This window comes from Variovorax guangxiensis, assembly GCF_003952165.1.
Lineage (GTDB): Bacteria > Pseudomonadota > Gammaproteobacteria > Burkholderiales > Burkholderiaceae_C > Variovorax > Variovorax guangxiensis.
Window position 1 is genome coordinate 146,036 of sequence record NZ_RXFT01000013.1, and the last position, 14,610, is coordinate 160,645.

At 67.7% G+C, this 14,610-nt stretch carries 16 protein-coding genes; 4 read left to right on the forward strand and 12 right to left on the reverse strand.

Features of this window, described 5'->3' with window-relative positions; translation table 11 throughout:
* Position 1 precedes the first annotated feature (1 nt).
* The 10 genes from tssG to EJP67_RS25940 all read right to left on the reverse strand — a co-directional run bounded on the left by tssG (position 2) and on the right by EJP67_RS25940 (position 9,402).
* On the reverse strand, positions 2-1,042 hold the full coding sequence (tssG, locus tag EJP67_RS25895; RefSeq protein ID WP_126024614.1) for a type VI secretion system baseplate subunit TssG: 1,041 nt from the start codon (positions 1,040-1,042) through the stop codon (positions 2-4).
* A complete protein-coding gene (tssF, locus tag EJP67_RS25900; RefSeq protein ID WP_126024646.1) occupies positions 1,006-2,799 on the reverse strand; it encodes a type VI secretion system baseplate subunit TssF in 1,794 nt (597 codons plus the stop codon). Before tssF ends, tssG begins: the two co-directional genes overlap by 37 nt.
* 10 nt (positions 2,800-2,809) lie before the next feature.
* On the reverse strand, positions 2,810-3,271 hold the full coding sequence (gene tssE, locus EJP67_RS25905) for a type VI secretion system baseplate subunit TssE (protein WP_126024615.1): 462 nt from the start codon (positions 3,269-3,271) through the stop codon (positions 2,810-2,812).
* 32 nt (positions 3,272-3,303) lie between these two features.
* A complete protein-coding gene (locus tag EJP67_RS25910; protein WP_126024616.1) occupies positions 3,304-3,786 on the reverse strand; it encodes an Hcp family type VI secretion system effector in 483 nt (160 codons plus the stop codon).
* 59 nt (positions 3,787-3,845) lie between these two features.
* On the reverse strand, positions 3,846-5,348 hold the full coding sequence (gene tssC, locus EJP67_RS25915) for a type VI secretion system contractile sheath large subunit (RefSeq protein ID WP_126024617.1): 1,503 nt from the start codon (positions 5,346-5,348) through the stop codon (positions 3,846-3,848).
* Positions 5,349-5,409: 61 nt separating this feature from the next.
* Positions 5,410-5,991, reverse strand: coding sequence for a type VI secretion system contractile sheath small subunit (gene tssB, locus EJP67_RS25920; protein ID WP_126024618.1), 582 nt, complete (start codon positions 5,989-5,991; stop codon positions 5,410-5,412).
* 460 nt (positions 5,992-6,451) lie between these two features.
* Complete coding sequence (locus EJP67_RS25925) at positions 6,452-6,691, reverse strand: hypothetical protein (protein ID WP_126024619.1); 240 nt, start codon at positions 6,689-6,691, stop codon at positions 6,452-6,454.
* Between the two features lie 194 nt (positions 6,692-6,885).
* Positions 6,886-8,028 carry a phosphatidate phosphatase App1 family protein gene (locus EJP67_RS25930; RefSeq protein WP_126024620.1) on the reverse strand — a complete coding sequence of 381 codons (1,143 nt, stop codon included), beginning with the start codon at positions 8,026-8,028 and terminating at the stop codon, positions 6,886-6,888.
* A gap of 10 nt (positions 8,029-8,038) precedes the next feature.
* Positions 8,039-8,563, reverse strand: a complete 525-nt coding sequence (locus tag EJP67_RS25935; protein WP_126024621.1) for a dihydrofolate reductase — start codon at positions 8,561-8,563, stop codon at positions 8,039-8,041.
* The gene (locus EJP67_RS25940) at positions 8,560-9,402 is read right to left on the reverse strand and encodes a thymidylate synthase (RefSeq protein ID WP_126024622.1); all 843 of its coding nucleotides are present in this window, start codon (positions 9,400-9,402) and stop codon (positions 8,560-8,562) included. Before EJP67_RS25940 ends, EJP67_RS25935 begins: the two co-directional genes overlap by 4 nt.
* A gap of 70 nt (positions 9,403-9,472) precedes the next feature.
* On the opposite strand from EJP67_RS25940, the gene nthA reads away from it, so the two are divergent.
* The 4 genes from nthA (at position 9,473) to EJP67_RS25960 (ending at position 12,583) form a co-directional block, all read left to right on the forward strand.
* On the forward strand, positions 9,473-10,162 hold the full coding sequence (gene nthA / locus EJP67_RS25945) for a nitrile hydratase subunit alpha (protein WP_126024623.1): 690 nt from the start codon (positions 9,473-9,475) through the stop codon (positions 10,160-10,162).
* Entirely contained in the window at positions 10,159-10,824 is a 666-nt protein-coding gene (nthB, locus tag EJP67_RS25950) for a nitrile hydratase subunit beta (RefSeq protein WP_126024624.1), read from the forward strand. The genes nthA and nthB overlap by 4 nt, the downstream gene beginning before the upstream one ends.
* Positions 10,821-11,189, forward strand: coding sequence for a nitrile hydratase accessory protein (locus EJP67_RS25955; protein ID WP_126024625.1), 369 nt, complete (start codon positions 10,821-10,823; stop codon positions 11,187-11,189). The genes nthB and EJP67_RS25955 overlap by 4 nt, the downstream gene beginning before the upstream one ends.
* Before the next feature lie 170 nt (positions 11,190-11,359).
* The gene (locus EJP67_RS25960) at positions 11,360-12,583 is read left to right on the forward strand and encodes a glutamate carboxypeptidase (RefSeq protein WP_126024647.1); all 1,224 of its coding nucleotides are present in this window, start codon (positions 11,360-11,362) and stop codon (positions 12,581-12,583) included.
* A 30-nt stretch (positions 12,584-12,613) separates the two neighbouring features.
* Here the strand turns inward: EJP67_RS25960 and EJP67_RS25965 are convergent, their stop codons facing one another.
* Together EJP67_RS25965 and EJP67_RS25970 are read right to left on the reverse strand one after the other, a co-directional pair.
* The gene (locus tag EJP67_RS25965; RefSeq protein ID WP_126024626.1) at positions 12,614-13,318 is read right to left on the reverse strand and encodes a glutathione S-transferase N-terminal domain-containing protein; all 705 of its coding nucleotides are present in this window, start codon (positions 13,316-13,318) and stop codon (positions 12,614-12,616) included.
* A 109-nt stretch (positions 13,319-13,427) separates the two neighbouring features.
* Complete coding sequence (locus EJP67_RS25970; RefSeq protein ID WP_126024627.1) at positions 13,428-14,267, reverse strand: phosphate/phosphite/phosphonate ABC transporter substrate-binding protein; 840 nt, start codon at positions 14,265-14,267, stop codon at positions 13,428-13,430.
* Positions 14,268-14,610: the final 343 nt, after the last annotated feature.

Genomic DNA, 14,610 nt, shown 5'->3' on the forward strand with positions numbered 1-14,610 from the left:
ATCAGGCGTGGGGCGCGTCGCCGCCGTCGCTGGTCAGGGTGTGTTGAACGGGCGGCAGCGCGCCGCGGAAGGCCGGTCCGGCGACCCACGAGGTCCAGCCCAGGCGCATCGGGTTGGATGCGCCGAGCACGCTGCTGCGCGATTCGGAAGGGGCCAGCCGCAGCTCCATCTCGACCTTCAGGTCCTGCGGGATGAAGCGGCGCACCAGCCACTTGGCGAGTGCGTGGTCGGCGCCCTTGGGCAGCAGCTCGCGCAGCCGCTGCTGGCTCAGGTTGCCGAAGACGAGGCGGATGCCCGCGCCCTGGTCCCACACGCGCTTGCCGAGCACCGCGCCGCCGCCCAGCGGCGTGCGCATGTCCAGCCGCGCCGAGGCATCGGGCTCCAGCGCCAGCCAGCGGCCGCGGAACTGGGTGCCGTCCACCTGCACGCCCAGGCGGTCGCGCAGCAGCGCGAGCAGGGCGGTCATGCCGCGCGGCGCACCGCCGAGCAGGCCGGCATGGCGCAGCCACAGGGCGGAGCCGTCGGGCGCGCGCACGCCGGCGCGCAGGCCCAGCGCACTGGCGGCGTCGAGCGTGGAAGCCAGTGTGGAGCGCGCGGGCGACTGCGGGTTGAGCGCCACGTGGTGCTTGCGCCGGCTGCGGTAGAGAAAGGCCAGGAAGCGGTGGTTGAAGATGTCGAGGAAGTCGCCCGTGGCGTGGTCGCGCTGCTGGCGGCGCTCCAGCAGCATCTCGGTGAAGGGCATCGGCAGCGGGCCGCCGCTGCCGGCCAGCGAGAGCGCGGGCGTGGTGAGCGAGTAGGGCTCGCCGGTGACGGCCTCGGTGCCGACTTCTCGCACGTCGCTGGCCTCGAAGGCGAGCGAGACGAAGGCGTGCAGCCGCACGGCCTCGCGTTCGCGCGGGCCCTGCGAGCGGCCCACTGGCACAGCCTCGGGCGCGGCGCGCTCCAGCAGGCTGATGGCCTGGAACAGGTTGAAGTCCTGCGGGCGGGCGGCGAGTTCTTCGACGATCACAGCACCACCTGCCGGCCCGTCATCGGGGGCCATTGCTTGCGGATCTCCTCGCCGCTGCGCACCGCGAGGCGCACGAAGGAGTTGACCGAGGTGTACATCGCGAAGAAGCGCGCGAGCACCGCCGACATCATGAGCGGCGAGCCGCCGACGAAGGCGTCGTCCTCGAATTCGAGCGTGACCTGCGTGCCCCGGCAGTACCCGCGCCAGGCCTCGGTGCCCACGTGCGCCGTGACGCCGCGCGCCGAGAGCCCCTCGATGCCGCGGATCTGCGCATGGTCGCGGCGGCTGTCGGAGGCGAACAGCAGCAGCATCTCGCGCAGCTGCTCGCGGCCGGTGGAGCCGTCGACCAGCGACTGGTGGTTGAGCGTGAGCAGCGACACCAGCCGCCAGAGCGTTTCGCTGCCCAGCGGCGGATCGCGCTGGGCGGTGGGCTCGTAGAGGCAGCGCACGTGCGTCGGCTGCGGCGGGCCCTCGGCCAGCAGGCGCGCGCCCACGGGCACCTGCTCGGCCAGGCGCCGGTTGGTGCACAGCAGGTGCGCGTAGACCACGGGCTGCGCGGGGCGGGTGTGGGCCTTGCCCTGGTCGACGAAGGACAGGAAGACGTCGGTGCCCGGAATGTTCTGGCGCAGGCAGGGCTCGCGCCGCGCGGACCAGAAGACCGTGCCGTCCTTCGCGCCCGGCGCGCCGTCCACATGGCCCAGCGCGGCGAAGCCGGGTACGTTCACCGGCTTGTCGGCGTCCGGGTCGGACGCGACCACGGAGACGATGGAATGCACCTCGGTGGTCGCGTCGCGCTGGCGGTCGGGCACCAGCATGTATTCGTAGTGGCGCTGGTCCATCGCCAGCGGCTCGCTCACGCGCGGGAACAGGTTGACGATGGGCGTGCAGCCGAGCTGGAAGTTGTCGGCGTCGATGTAGCGCAGCGCGCGCGTGGAGCGGTCGAGCTGGAAGGCGATCTCGCAGCGGCGCCCGCCGCCCAGGCGCGAGCGCAGGTGATGCAGGTCGAAGAAATGGAACTTGCGCGGGAACGCGAAGTACTCCTGCAAGAGGCCATAGGCAGGCTGCGCGTTGGCGGGCTGCGGCAGAACTTCTTCTCCCTCGGCGAAGCCGACCTCGCGCCAGGCATCGGCCGGCAGCATCTGCGCCATGCCGCCTTCGGGAACGACGGCCACCGACTTCACCCCGGACACCAGCGCGTCGTACAGCGGCATGGTGGTCATCCAGTCGCCCTGCAGGTGGATGCGCAGGCTGTCGATCTCCAGCTCGGAGAAGTCGGTCTGCTCCTCGCATTCGAGCGCGAGCCGCAGCACGGCGTCGGTGTCGATGGCGGCACGCGTGATTCGCAGCGGCCACAGCAGGGTGTCCCAGGCGGTGCGGAAGCGGCAGTCCTGGGAGGAAGCCCCCGGAGCCCCCGGCGCGTGCGGCGATGTGCGCGCGTGCAGCATCGTGTGGCGAGGCACGCGAAAGCCCGCCGTGACCTTGCCCTGCGCCGGATCGAGGCCGAACTGCGCCACCGACATCGACGGCAGCGGCTGCACGAGCGAAGGGCAGAGGTTGTCGAGCAGGGCGTAGGCGACGTCGGGAAATTCCTGGTCGAGGTCGCGGTGAACGCGCGCAGACAGGAAGGCCACCGACTCGATCAGCCGTTCGGTGTGCGGGTCGAGCGATTCGCCGCCGTGCAGCGAGAGGCGCGATGCGACCTTGGGGTAGCGCTGGGCGAAGTCCGCCCCCTGTCCTCGCAGGTAGGACAGCTCGCGCTTGTAGTACTGCAGCAGGTCGCTGTGCTGGATGTCGGACACGTCAGGCGACTTTCATCAGGCTGTCCGGCGTGCCCAGGAGCATCTCGAAGTCCACGCGGCGCAGCGCGAGCCCGGCGCGCGCCTGCGCGCCGATGCGCACCAGCGCCACTTCGTGCCGGTTGGGCGCGGGGCTGACCTGCACGCTCACTTCCGACAGGCGCGGCTCGTAGCGCGAAACGGCCGTGCGCAGAAGCGCGGCCAACCTCTGCAGGTCGGCCGCGTTCTGCGAGCTGAACACGGAAAAGTCGGGAATGCCGTACTCCAGGACGGTGCCGCTGCCTTGCGCGTAGTCATCCGCCGAAAGCGGCGAGCGCGTGTTGAAGAGCCGGCGCAGCTCACGGCCGATGGAGTCCTGCACGGACTCCATCGTCTCGAGATGCGCGGCCCCCCGCACGTGCTCGGACTGCGCGGACGCCAACCGGTCGAACAGGGGGGCGACGCCCCCTTTGACGAGTTCGGACACGGTGGTTGGCGCCCGGGGTCAGCGGCGCCTCATCAGGCCACCGCGACGTTCTTCGAGATGTCCCAGCCGAACGGTGCGACGCCTTCCTGGCCGCCTTCTTCCTTCTGCTTCGTGTAGTCGACCTTGATGGCCGCGTAGTTCAGGGAGATGCTTTCGGAAGGCAGGTCGCCGCCGCTGGAGACCGAGAAGCCGCTGAGGATCACGTCGGTCAGCGTCACCACCATCAGGGGCAGCAGGCCGCTCTTGTCCTCGCGCGGGAATGTGATGACGGTGTCGCCCGCGAACACCTCGCCGCCGGCGAGCTTCTGCAGCAGCTGGGGCGTGGCCGAGTCGCTGATGCGCGTCACCGTGATCTCGGAGAAGCTGGGCTTGCCCGCGGTGCGTTCCTGGTTGGAGGTGCCCGAGGTCACGGCCAGGCCGGCGCCGAACTGGAAGCTCTGCACTTCCATTTCGTCCTTGTGGCCTTCGATCTGGGTCTGGCCGGTGACGCCCGGCATCTTGAGGTAGATAGGCATTTTCGAGAATTCTTTCTTTCAGTCGGTATGTCGACGTTGATTGAGACGGTGCGGTGCGATCAGGCGGCGGCTGCCGGCAGGTCGGCCACCAGGCGGATCGAGGCCGAGAGTTCCTCGAGCTGGAAGTGCGGCTTCAGGAAGGCGATGGCGCGGTACGAGCCCGGCTTGCCCGGCACCTCGGTCACGTCCACGCGGGCCTGGCTCAGCGGGTACTTGGCCTTCATGGCCTGCGGCGCCGAGGGGCTCACCAGCACGTAGTTCGCGACCCAGTTGTTCAGGTGCTTCTGCATGTCGGCCTGCGTCTGGAAGCTGCCGATCTTGTCGCGCACGATCACCTTCAGGTAGTGGGCGAAGCGCGACGCGGCCAGGATGTAGGGCAGGCGTGCCGACACTGCCGCGTTGGCATTGGCCGCGTCCTTGTCGTACACCTTGGGCCTGTTGACGGTCTGGCCGCCGAAGAAGGCGGCGGTGTTCGAGCCCTTGGAGTTGACGATGGCGATGAAGCCCAGGTCGCTCAGTTCCTTCTCGCGGCGGTCGGTGATGGTCACTTCCGTCGGCGGCTTCAGGGCGATGTCGCCTTCGTCCGTCTTGTAGGCGTGGGCCACCATGCCGTCGACCTTGCCGCCGCCTTCCACGCCGCGGATGGCCGTGGTCCAGCCGTACAGCGAGTGCGCCTGCGTGATGCGAAGGCCGAGCTGGTAGGCCGCGTTGGCCCACAGGTACTTGCCGTGGTCGGTGCCGTCCACGTCTTCCTCGTAGTTGAAGTTCTCCACGGGGATGGTCTTGGCGCCGTAGGGCAGGCGGGCCGCGTAGCTGGGCAGCACCAGCGACACATAGCGCGAATCTTCCGAATCGCGGAAGCCGCGCCACGAGGCGAGCTCGGCGCTCTCGAAGGTCTTGGACAGGTCGCGCGGAACGCCCAGTTCGGTGAAAGACTTGAAGTCGAACAGGGCCGGGGCGGCGGCGGCGATGAAGGGCGCGTGCGCGGCGGCGGCCACGCGGGAGATGCGCTCCAGCAGGGCGATGTCCTGCGGATGGCGGCCGAAGTAGTAGTCGCCGATCAGCAGCGAGTAGGGATGGCCGCCGTAGGTGCCGTATTCCTCTTCGTAGATCTTCTTGAAGAGCACGCTGGTGTCGTGGTCGACGGCGCCTTCCAGGTCCTTCAGCAGGTCCTTCTTGCTCACGTTGAGCAGGCGCAGCTTGAGGTTGCTGCCGGTCTCGGTGCCGAACACCATGTCGTGCAGGCCGCGCCAGGAGGCTTCGAGGGCCTGGAACTCGGGGGCGTGCAGGATCGCGTTGAGCTGGTCGGTCAGCAGGCGGTCGATCTCGGCGACGCGCTCGTTGATCAGCGTGACCACGCCCTTGTCGGGGCTGGTCTTCATGCCTTCGTCGAGGATCTGCGAAGCCAGCTGGCCGATCAGCTTCTTCGCATAGGCGCCCTGCGAGGGCTCGGTCGTCATGTTGCCTTCGTAGACGATCTTGTCGAGCAGGCTCATGTCACTGGTCGTGACGGTGGTTGCTGCTGCGCTGCCGGCTTCGGCGGCTTTGGATTTGTTGGCCATCTCTATCACCATTCATGAAGTGCCGGACTGCGCCGCGAGGGGCAGCGGCCGGCGTGGTTGATCACGCTGCCGGTGCTTCGGCTTCGGAGGAGGTCTGGGCAGCGGCTTCCGCGGAAGCCGAAGCCGAGGCTTGTGCCGGTGCCACGTCGGCTTCCGCCTTGGCCTGGCTCTGGACCGTCTTGAGGTCTTCGCTGTTCTGCACCACGCGCTCGAGCAGGCCGTCGAGTTCGTCGTTGCCGTCGAGCTTGGCCAGCAGGTCGCGCAGCTGCTGGCGCGCCTCGAGCAGCTTGGCCAGGCGTGGCACCTGGCTCACGATGGCTTCGGGATGGAAGTCGCCGAACTCCTTGAAGTTCAGTTCGATCTTCAGGTTGCCTTCGCCCTTCATGGTGTCGGGCACCGAGAGGTCCAGGCGCGGGGAGATGTTGCCCATCACGCCGTCGAAGTTGTCGCGGTCGATCTCGACGAAGCGGCGCTCCTTGAGCTTGGGCAGCGGCTGCGCGGGCTGGCCCGACAGGTCGGCCAGCAGGCCCACCACGAGCGGCAGCTCCTTCTTTTCGACTGCGTCACCGATCTCGACGTCATAGGTGATCTGGACGCGCGGAGGACGATTGCGTCCCACCCATTTTTGCAAGCTGTTCGACATTGTTCGCTCTCAGAAAAGGTTGAATTGACAAGAACACACGTTGGTGTCTTCGACGCTGCTGCGCCTTGTGGAAGCGCCCGCGCGGCCCGTTGCCGTTGCAGTCCCGGCATGCATTGAGACGAACGAAAGATACAAATCGAGATATCTGCTCACAATCCCCAGAATTGGGTAGGTACCCCATGAAGCGGGTAAAACCGCGCGAGAAAGCAAGCCATCGATCCGTAGAAAATCGTGTAATTGAGCGTTTTGTCACGCAATTGACGCGCAAAAGGCCGGCGTGGTAACGCAGACGCGCGCGAGCAAGCGCCTCCGGTCACGCGGATGAGCAAGAAAGGCGAAGCGGAGGATGGCCGCGAACCGGCCGGGTTACGCGGAAAAGAGGGCTATTTGTAACAGCCGATGGAGGGTGCCGACGCGCGGCCGCGGGGCTCGCGCGCAGGGAAGACGCAGCTGTGTCTTCCTACAGTTCGATGAATGCCGAGGTGGCCTTGTTGAGTGCCAGCATGCCCTTGGCCGTGATCGATTCGACCTGGGCGAGCTGGCGGATCGCGCGCTCGTCGGGCGCACGCTCCGAAGGCGGGATGAATGCTGTCACCAACTCTGCCGCACGCAGCACGCGCAGCCTGTCGATGTCGGCCGGCGTGTGGATGACATATGGCAATTTCTGCTCGGCGATGACCCGAAGAAATTCCATGGACATGAGCCGTCTCCTTTTGGTTGAGGGCGTTTCGGACATTGTGCGCACAAACAATTAGCGTTGTCTAAACCCTGTGCCGTGCGTGCCTTTCCTCGCGTGTACCGAAGTGTTCCTTTCGCAAAGAGAAGGGGACGAAGGTGCCAGTTTGTTTCCGGCGACCTGCCGCAGGCCTGACCGGTGCGCAGGCTGGTCGATGCCTAGTTGATGGCCTGCACGGGCCACTCGGCGGTGTCCGGCATCACGATGTGCCAGCGCACCGGATCGATGCCTTCGAAGGTCGCGCGATAGCGCTCGGAAGTGCGGCCTTCGCCCGTCACGTCACGGATCACGATGCTGTCGATGCGCCGAGGATGCGAGCGAAACGTTTGCGCGTAGATCTCGGGATCGGCTTCGCCCGAATCGCCCACCAGCACGAAGCGTCGCTGCGGAAATTCCGCGAGCAGCCGGCCGATCACGCCGAGCTTGTGCGCGCGCGAATCGTCGTCGCCCGGAATGAGCGTGCGCCACGTCGTGCTCTCGCGCAGGTGCATGCTGCCCTGCGGGAAGTCCGCGTTGCGGATGAAGTCCGACAGCGCCGGATACAACTGTATGGGACTCGCCGAGAGATAGTGGAAGCGCGTGCCCGGCACCTTCGCCAGTGCGCGATACCAGCCCGCCATGCGAGGCGCCGCCTCGAAGCGGCGGGCGAAGGTGTTGAGCAGCATCTCGCGCCGCTCGCGCACCTGCGTGCGCTTGATGGTGTCGTCGATGTCCGAGATGACCGACACACCCTGCTCGGGCACCACGAGCGCGTGCCCCCTGAAGCGGTGCAGCAACTCGCCCGGACCGGTCACGCCGTGGAACTGCACCCACTCCTGCGGCGAGGGCGAAGTCGGCAGCAGCGGTGCGCGCGGCGTGTCGATCACGACGCGCAGGTTGCAGCGGCCATCCTTGCCCGATGGCGGCATCGTCACGCGCGTGCGCCCGCCTTCGAAATCGACGTCGATCACCTTGCCTTCCTCCGACTCCGCGTGGAAGAGCGCGGTGCGCTGGTTGAAGCGCAGGCGCGCCGCGGGTGAGAGCTTCTTCAGGCTGAGGCCCAGGTAGCGCGCAAAGGCCGCGTTGAGGCCCCAGCGGTTCTCGCGCTCGAAGATCCATGCGTGGATGTCGACCTCGATGCGGCCATCGGTGGTGGGGCGCGCCGTGCCGGTCATGAAGAGCGCTTCCTCGTCGGGCTCCAGTGGCTCGGCCGCCTGCACAACTCGCATCGGCGCGAGGCCCGCGAGCAGGGCCGCGCCGGCGATCACCGAGCGGCGTCGCAAGCCGGGCGGAAGTGGCCGGTGCGCAACGCCTTCGCTCATGCCTGTTCGTCTATTTGTTCGCCGCGGCAGCGATGCGCTCGTAGGTCACGAAGCTGAAGCCCAGGCCGTCCTTGGCCGAGACATGCGATTCGCGCTGCGTCTCGCGCCAGGAGGCGGCATCGAGCTCGGGGGCGTATGCGTCGCCTTCGTACTCGCGGGCAACCTCCGTCACCACAGCGCGCTGCGCGAGCGGCGCGGCCTCTGCGTAGATCTGCGCGCCGCCGATGACCCAGGCGGTATCGACCTCGGGCTGTTCGCAAAGAGCGAGCGCCTCCTGCAGGCTGCCCGCGCGCTGCGCACCCTCGGCCTGCCAGTCGGCCTGCCGCGTGACAACGATGTTGCGCCGGCCCGGCAGCGGTCGGAAGCGCGGCGGCAGCGAGTCCCAGGTCTTGCGGCCCATGATCACCGGCGCGCCTGCGGTCTGCTGCTTGAAGTGCGCCATGTCCTCCGGGATGTGCCAGGGAATGGTGTTGTTCAAGCCGATCACGCCGTTGGCGGCGCGGGCGAAGATGATGTTGATGCGGGGCTTGCTCATACCGCCACAGGTGCCTTGATCGCCTCGTGATGCCGGTAGTCGAGCACTTCGAAGTCCTCGTACTGGTAGTCGAAGATCGACGCCGGCTTGCGCTTGATGTTCAGCGTGGGGTAGGGGTAGGGCGTGCGGCTGAGCTGCAACGCCACCTGTTCGGCGTGGTTGCTGTAGATGTGGCAGTCGCCGCCGGTCCAGATGAAGTCGCCCACATCGAGGTCGCACTGCTGCGCGATCATGTGCGTGAGCAGCGCATAGCTCGCGATGTTGAAGGGCACGCCCAGGAAGATGTCGGCGCTGCGCTGGTAGAGCTGGCAGCTGAGCTTTCCGCGTTCGCCCTCGGCCTGCGGCGGCGCCACGTAGAACTGGAAGAAGGCATGGCAGGGCATGAGCGCCATCTTCGAGAGCTCTGCCACGTTCCATGCGCTCACGATGATGCGGCGCGAGTCGGGGTTGGTCTTCAGCGTCTTGACGACTTCGGAAATCTGGTCGATATGGCCGCCATCGGGGGTGGGCCAGCTGCGCCATTGCACGCCGTAAACGGGACCGAGGTCGCCGTCCTCGCGCGCCCACTCGTCCCAGATGGTGACGCCGCGCTCCTTGAGCCAGTTGTTGTTGCTGGAGCCGGTGAGGAACCACAGCAGTTCCTGGATGATGGACTTCAGGTGCACCTTCTTGGTGGTCACCAGCGGGAAGCCCTCGTTCAGGTCGAAGCGCATCTGGTGGCCGAACACGCTCCTGGTGCCCGTGCCCGTGCGGTCGCTCTTGAAGACGCCATGGGTATCGACATGGCGCATGAAATCTTCGTACTGGGAGCGGACGGGGCGGGCGGGCGTGGAGGTCATGGACGAAAGGCTTCCGGGGGATCTGGCGGGAGGCTTCGAATTTTAAGTGCCCGGGCGTAGCATCGCCCGGATGAGCTCCGACCACCCCCACGACGACAGCGGTCACGACCACGGCCACCACCACGGCCACCACCACGGCCATGGCCACGATCACGAACACAGCGAACTCGGCGAGATGGACCTGCGCGTGCGCGCGCTCGAAAGCGTGCTCGCGCAGAAGGGCTACATCGACCCGGCCGCGCTCGACGTGCTGATCGACACCTACCAGACCCGCATCGGCCCGCGCAACGGCGCGAGGGTCGTGGCGCGGGCCTGGGTCGATCCGGCCTTCCGGCAGTGGCTGCTGGCCGACGCCACCGCGGCGATTGCCTCGCTGGGCTACACCGGCCGCCAGGGCGAGCACATGGTGGCGGTGGAGAACACCGACGACACGCACCACATTGTGGTTTGCACGCTGTGCAGCTGCTACCCCTGGCCCGTGCTGGGCCTGCCGCCCACCTGGTACAAGAGCGCGCCGTACCGTTCCCGCGCGGTGAAGGACCCGCGCGGCGTGCTCGCCGACTTCGGCGTGACCCTGCCCGAGACCACGCGCATCCGCGTGTGGGACTCGACCGCCGAGGTGCGCTACCTCGTCATCCCCCAGCGGCCCGCCGGCACCGAGGGCCTGAGCGAAGAGCAACTCGCCGATCTGGTCTCGCGCGATTCGATGATCGGCACGCGGCTGGCCGGTGCGCCGGCCGAAGCAGGGAGTGCCGCATGAGCTACGCGACGAAGGCCGACCTGGGCGGCCAGCCTGGCTTCGGCAAGGTGGTGCCCGAGGCTGAAGGCGAACTCTTCCACGCCGCCTGGGAGCCGCGCGCGCTGGCGCTGGTGCTGGCCATGGGCGCGACAGGCTCCTGGAACATCGATGCGAGCCGCTCCGTGCGCGAGACGCTGCCCGACTACAGCGAGCTGAGCTACTACCGGATCTGGCTTGGCGCGCTGGAGCAGCTGATGCTGCAGCGCGGCCAGATCTTTCCCGACGAGATTGCGAGCGGCGAGATGAGCCATCCGGCCGCGCCCGTGGCCCGCGTGCTGCGCGCGGCCGACGTGCCGGCGGTGCTGGCCAAGGGCTCGCCCGCGCAGCGGCCGGCACCTGCGCCGGCACGCTTCGCCGCGGGCCAGGAGGTGCGCATGCGTCTCGGCAAGGTCGGGCATCACACGCGGCTGCCGGCCTATGTGCAGGGCAGGCGCGGCACCGTCGTCCAGGTACACGGCGCGCACGTGTTCGCCGACACCAACGCGCAAGGGCTCGGCGAGCAGCCGCAGTGGCTCTACACGGTGGAGTTCGACGAGGCCGAACTGTGGGGCGAAGATGCGCCGCGCCAGAACCTCTCGGTGTCGGTCGATGCGTGGGAAAGCTATCTGGAGGCCGCTGCATGAGCAGCGAACGCATGCCCCTCGCGCCCGGCATGCCGCGCGATGCGCACGGGCCCGTGTTCAGCGCGCCGTGGGAGGCCCAGGCCTTCGCGATGACGCTGGCGCTGCACGAGCGCGGCCTCTTCACATGGCCCGAATGGGCCGAGGCGCTGGCCGCGCAGATCTCCGAAGCCCAGGCCGCGGGCGACCCCGACAACGGCCAGACCTACTACCTGCACTGGCTCGCCGCGCTAGAGAAGCTCGTGGCCAGCAAGGGCGCCAGCTCGGGCGACGAACTGGCCCGCTACCGGCATGCCTGGGAGCACGCGGCGGGCCGCACGCCGCATGGTCAGCCGATCGAGCTGCGCGGGGAAGACTTTCCCGGCTGAACTGTCTGTAGAGTGCGGGCGGCAAGGGGGGTGCGAGCCCGCCTTGCCTTTCCCGAACTTCCTTCAACAGAACGGACAACATGACGACTCACCCGCGCCATCCCGCATCGGCTTCTTCCGCTTCTTCGGCTTCTTCGGCCATGAAGTTCCCGGCACCCGCGCGCCGCCGCATGCTCGCCATCGCCCAGGGCACCGCGCTCGCATGCGCGCTCTTCGCCGGCAGCGCCATGGCGCAGAAGGCCCACCAGGGCGTGCTCGACGCGGCCACCCAGAGCAAGGACGGCGCGCTCAAGATGCTGGAGACCATGGTCAACATCGATTCGGGTTCGGCCGACACGGCGGGCCTGGCCAAGGTGCGCGAGCTGGCGGTGGAAGAGCTGCGCAAGCTCGGCGCGCGCATCGAGACCTTTCCGGCCGATCCGCATCCCGGCACCAACGTGGTGGCCACGCTGACGGGGCAGGGCAAGAAGAAGATCCTGATCCTGGCGCACATGGACACCGTCTTCAAGGAAGGCACGGCCGCGGCCAAGCCCTTCTACATCAAGGACGGCCGCGCCTACGGCCCCGGCGTGATGGACGACAAGGGCGGCGTGGTGGCCGGCCTGTACGCGCTGAAGATCCTGCAGCAGATCGGCTTCAAGGACTATGGGCAGATCACCTTCCTGCTCGACACCAACGAGGAGACCGGCTCCGTGGGCACCAGCGCGCTCATCGAGCGCGTGGCGAAGCAGCACGACGTGGCGCTGAACCTGGAGCCGGGCCGCCCGGCCGACGGCCTCGTGGTCGAGCGCAAGGGCTCGGCCACCGCGCTCGTCGAGGTGAAGGGGCTGGCGGCCCACGCGGGCGTGGCGCCCGAGGCCGGCCGCAACGCGGCGATGGAAGTGGCGCACCAGGTGCTGCAGCTGTCGAAGACGGCCGACGCGGCGAAGAAGACCACGGTCAACTTCACGGTGCTCACCGCCAACGGCCCGACCAACGTGATTCCCGCGACCGCGAGCGCCAAGGGCGACGTGCGCGCCGCCACGCCGGAGGAACTCGACCGCGTCGAGAAGGACCTGGTGCGCATCTCGCAGAATAAGCTGATTCCCGAGACCGAGGTGCGCGTGCGCCTGATCCGCGGCCTGCCGCCGATGCCGCGCTCGCCCGCTTCCGACAAGCTGGTGAACATGGCCGAAGGCATCTACGCCGAGATCGGCAAGAAGCTCACCATCGAGAGCAGCGGAGGCGCGGCCGATGCGAGCCTGGTGGCGGGCGTCGGAGTGCCGGTGCTCGACGGCTTCGGCATCGTGGGCGGCGGCATCCACACGCCGGAGGAGTACGCGGAAGTCGAGAGCGTGGTGCCGCGGCTTTATCTGCTCTCGCGCATGCTGATGGACCTGTCCACCGGCAACTGAGTGCAATCGAAAGGGGCGCGGGCTCCCAGCTCAGCCGCGCTTCGGAATGCCCAGCCCCGCCGCCACGGCGGGGCGCGCCACGAAGGCTTCGAGCGCGCGCGCGACGTTCGGGAAGTCCTTGAAGCCGACGAGGTCGCCCGCTTCGTAGAAGCCGATCAGGTTGCGGATCCACGGGAAGGTGGCGATGTCGGCGATGGTGTAGTCGCTGCCCATGATCCATGCGCGGCCGGCCAGGCGCTTGTCGAGCACGCCCAGCAGGCGCTTCGACTCGTTCACGTAGCGGTCGCGCGGACGCTTGTCTTCATAGTCCTTGCCGGCGAACTTGTTGAAGAAGCCGAGCTGGCCGAACATCGGGCCGATGCCGCCCATCTGGAACATCACCCACTGCAGGGTCTCGTAGCGGCCGGCGGCGTCCTGCGGAATGAACTTGCCGGTCTTCTCGGCCAGGTACATCAGGATCGCGCCCGATTCGAACAGCGCCAGCGGCTTGCCGCCGGGACCATCGGGGTCGAGGATGGCCGGGATCTTGTTGTTCGGGTTGAGCGACAGGAACTCCGGCGACATCTGGTCGCCGGTCTCGAAGCTCACCAGGTGCGGCTCGTAGGGCAGGCCGGTTTCCTCCAGCATGATCGACACCTTCACGCCGTTGGGCGTGGGCAGCGAGTACAGCTGCAGCCGCTCGGGGTGCTGCGCGGGCCACTTCTTCGTGATGGGGAAGCTCGAGAGATCGGTCATGAAAGGGTCCTTGGGGGAGAAGACTGCAAGCGCGGGATTCTGCCCGGGCCTGCGGCCGGGCGTGCGCGTGCGGTCTTGTCCTGCCGTCGGCCCTTGCGCGTCCCCCAAATCAGATGCCGAGCCAGTTCATCAGCGAAGCCTCGACATCGGCCGAGGGCTTGACGAAGCCCACGTAGCTCGATGCCGCCAGCGCGCGCTTGCCGGCGTCGGTCTGCGCCAGGCCCAGCAATGCGTCGCGCGCCGTGTTCACCGTGGCCGCGTCGAGCTTGCTGGAAGCCAGCCATTGCTTGATCGGCACCGCGCGCGATTCCGCGCAGATCTTGCCGCCGCCGTCCTTCCAGGTCTTGATCACGCCCGAAGCCGCGGTGGCGCCATAGGCCGCGAAGCCGTTCTGCACATAGAAGGGCACGGCCTCCTGGAAGCGCGTGTTCGTCACCTTCACCGTAGCCGGCCCCTGCAGGCCCTGCTCGCGCAGCATGGCGCGCGTGATCACCGAGGTGATGGAGTCGGCGTCGGGCATCACCAGCTGCTTGCCGGCCACGCTCTTCCAGTCGGAGATCGGCTGCTGCTCCTTGCACAGGAACGAAACCTTGTAGTCGGTGTAGCCGGTGGTCCAGGCGAAGGCCTTGTACTGTCCGCCCTTGATGGCGCCGAGCGCCACGTGCGAGGGATGCACGAAGGCCAGGTCGACCTGCTGCTGCTTCAGCGCCTCGCGCGTCCCGTTGTACGAATTGAGCACCTTGACCGTCACCGGCTGCTTCAACGCCTTGGAGAGCACCTCGGCGATCGGTTCGAAACGCGCCGTGACCTGCGCGTCGGACACGTCGTAGCTCACGCCTTCGCTGACACCGATCACGAAGGCATGCGCCGAGGCGCCGGCCGCGACAAGCGCGCCCGCGGCGAGGCGAGCGACGAGGCGAAGCGAGGGATGAAGGGGCAGGCGTTGCATGGCGAGGGCTTTCTTCGGAGGGTGGTAGTGAATTTTGTAACTAAATTATTACATTGATCCAGTCTGGTGCAACAGCCCCACGTATTCCATCGCACGCCGATGGCGGCAGATAGTAGGTTCGTGCTACGGCTTGCGCATTGACGCCGGTCAACGGGTGCACCCCTCGGAAGGCTGCCCGCCCGCCATCTATCGGAGGCGGAATACAAGGCGCGCCAGCTTTGTCCGACGCGACCGGAGCCCGGGGCCACGCAGACTCCTGCCGTCATCAACCGGAGGGACAAGAGATGAGAAGCCGCAGTCGACGAGGCCACCAGCAGCCACAGCCGCAATCCCAGCCCCAACC

Excerpts from the sequence above, each read along its gene's own strand:
- nthB (WP_126024624.1), top strand. The coding sequence starts at position 10,159 with ATGAGCTACGCGACGAAGGCCGACCTGGGCGGCCAGCCTGGCTTCGGC.
- tssC (WP_126024617.1), bottom strand. The coding sequence starts at position 5,348 with ATGGCCAACAAATCCAAAGCCGCCGAAGCCGGCAGCGCAGCAGCAACC.
- EJP67_RS25965 (WP_126024626.1), bottom strand. The coding sequence starts at position 13,318 with ATGACCGATCTCTCGAGCTTCCCCATCACGAAGAAGTGGCCCGCGCAG.
- EJP67_RS25910 (WP_126024616.1), bottom strand. The coding sequence starts at position 3,786 with ATGCCTATCTACCTCAAGATGCCGGGCGTCACCGGCCAGACCCAGATC.
- EJP67_RS25970 (WP_126024627.1), bottom strand. The coding sequence starts at position 14,267 with ATGCAACGCCTGCCCCTTCATCCCTCGCTTCGCCTCGTCGCTCGCCTC.
- nthA (WP_126024623.1), top strand. The coding sequence starts at position 9,473 with ATGAGCTCCGACCACCCCCACGACGACAGCGGTCACGACCACGGCCAC.
- EJP67_RS25940 (WP_126024622.1), bottom strand. The coding sequence starts at position 9,402 with ATGACCTCCACGCCCGCCCGCCCCGTCCGCTCCCAGTACGAAGATTTC.
- EJP67_RS25925 (WP_126024619.1), bottom strand. The coding sequence starts at position 6,691 with ATGTCCATGGAATTTCTTCGGGTCATCGCCGAGCAGAAATTGCCATAT.
- EJP67_RS25930 (WP_126024620.1), bottom strand. The coding sequence starts at position 8,028 with ATGAGCGAAGGCGTTGCGCACCGGCCACTTCCGCCCGGCTTGCGACGC.
- EJP67_RS25955 (WP_126024625.1), top strand. The coding sequence starts at position 10,821 with ATGAGCAGCGAACGCATGCCCCTCGCGCCCGGCATGCCGCGCGATGCG.
- tssG (WP_126024614.1), bottom strand. The coding sequence starts at position 1,042 with ATGGCCCCCGATGACGGGCCGGCAGGTGGTGCTGTGATCGTCGAAGAA.
- EJP67_RS25960 (WP_126024647.1), top strand. The coding sequence starts at position 11,360 with ATGCTCGCCATCGCCCAGGGCACCGCGCTCGCATGCGCGCTCTTCGCC.
- EJP67_RS25935 (WP_126024621.1), bottom strand. The coding sequence starts at position 8,563 with ATGAGCAAGCCCCGCATCAACATCATCTTCGCCCGCGCCGCCAACGGC.
- tssB (WP_126024618.1), bottom strand. The coding sequence starts at position 5,991 with ATGTCGAACAGCTTGCAAAAATGGGTGGGACGCAATCGTCCTCCGCGC.